Origin of the sequence: Mucilaginibacter sp. (assembly GCF_036383575.1) — a bacterium.
Lineage (GTDB): Bacteria > Bacteroidota > Bacteroidia > Sphingobacteriales > Sphingobacteriaceae > Mucilaginibacter.
The window spans coordinates 1-1526 of record NZ_DASVOB010000577.1 but is presented as its reverse complement, the minus strand read 5'-3'; the positions used below and the strand labels follow the sequence as shown (position 1 = coordinate 1526).

At 41.7% G+C, this 1526-nt stretch carries 2 protein-coding genes; one reads left to right on the top strand and one right to left on the bottom strand.

All coding sequences use genetic code 11. The features are described 5' to 3' along the window. Positions 1-79 precede the first annotated feature (79 nt). Entirely contained in the window at positions 80-871 is a 792-nt protein-coding gene (locus VF500_RS20645) for an inositol monophosphatase family protein (protein WP_330861491.1), read from the top strand. 104 nt (positions 872-975) lie between these two features. On the opposite strand, the gene VF500_RS20640 is transcribed toward VF500_RS20645, so the two are convergent. After that, a partial coding sequence (locus VF500_RS20640; RefSeq protein ID WP_330861490.1) for a hypothetical protein occupies positions 976-1526 on the bottom strand: 551 nt, incomplete at its 5' end.

Here is a 1526-nt window from a genome sequence, read left to right as displayed (position 1 = left end):
TCGGCGGCGCTGAGTTTGTTCTTTGCAAGCTTTTTTATCCATAAAGTTTTTTCATTCAGCCTATCATTAAAACGGAACCATGCAAACAGCGAACATCATAAACCAGGTAATTGAAGTTTCAAAACAAGCAGGTGATTTCATTAGACAGGAGCGTAAAGCGTTTGATCCTGATAGGATAGAATATAAAGGGCTCAACGATATGGTATCATACGTTGACAAAACCGCTGAAGAAACCATTGTAAAAGGCCTGAGCAAAATTTTGCCTGAAGCCGGCTTTATTACCGAAGAAAAAACAACCACCAAAATAGGCGAACGCTACAATTGGATCATTGACCCGCTTGATGGTACTACCAACTTCATCCATGGCGTACCTGCTTTTTCGGTAAGTATAGCTTTAAAGGAATATGACGAGCTGGTAGTCGGTGTGGTATACGAAATAAACCTTGATGAATGCTTTTATGCCTGGAAGGATGCGCCCGCCTACCTCAACGGCAAAGAGATCAGCGTAAGTAAAAACAACACAATTGGCACGAGTTTGCTTGCAACCGGCTTTCCATATTACGATTTTACCAAACAGGCGGCTTATATTGAATTGTTTACCGAATTAATGCGCAGTAGCCATGGCCTGCGCCGTTTAGGTTCGGCAGCGGTTGATCTGGCTTATACTGCCTGTGGCCGTTTCGATGCTTTTTACGAGTATAACCTGAATGCCTGGGATGTTGCTGCCGGTATTGTCATTGTTAAACAAGCCGGAGGTGAAGTAGTGAACTTTAAGGGCGGTTCTGAAGTATTGGATACTCGTGAGTTGTTGGCCACTAATGGCAGGATAACGGGGGAGATGTTGCAGGTGATACAGAAGCATTTTAAGTAGATATCTGATCACGTTTCGTCATTCATCACTACGTCCCGTATTCCGTTAACCCAAAATAGGTCTGCATCAGTTGAGAAATGCTGCGGATTAATGCATTTACACCATTATTGTTTAGCGTATCCTAAAAGCAATCCTTTATAAAGTTGCAATTGTCTCTTAAGTACATCTTGCTGATCCTTTGATAATGTCATTTGATCATTGCCGTTTTTTCCTTTAAAATGAATGATAACCTTGTCGGCTGTTGCGAGGCTTAATAACATCGGGATATCGCCATCGTGGATCATTTCATGACTATATGCCATAGCCTGACCTTCCATGGTGCCCCCAAGAGAAACGGGCTTATAATGCAGGTGTTTGTTGTCTATGATAAATGTCACGCTCTGTAAGTCTAATGCTTTTTTACCTCCGTATTGATACCCAAAATTAAGCAGGTATTCGCTATCGCTGTAGTTGATATTGATATACAAACCATTTACCTTATGTTTAAATATCGAATTTTTGTCGTCCACATTGGTTTCTTTTTTGGCATAGGTCAACCTGCTAACCTTTGCATTTTTATACAGTTTATTAAAAAGAGGCCGATCCACATTGATCATGGCTAATTCCTTTAGGCTGGCCTGTTCCGTTTGCGCCAGTTCAGTAGGCTGAGGCCGAT

Bases quoted from the DNA above. Each gene is read 5' to 3' on its own strand.
- VF500_RS20645 (WP_330861491.1), top strand. From the start codon at position 80: ATGCAAACAGCGAACATCATAAACCAGGTAATTGAAGTTTCAAAACAA.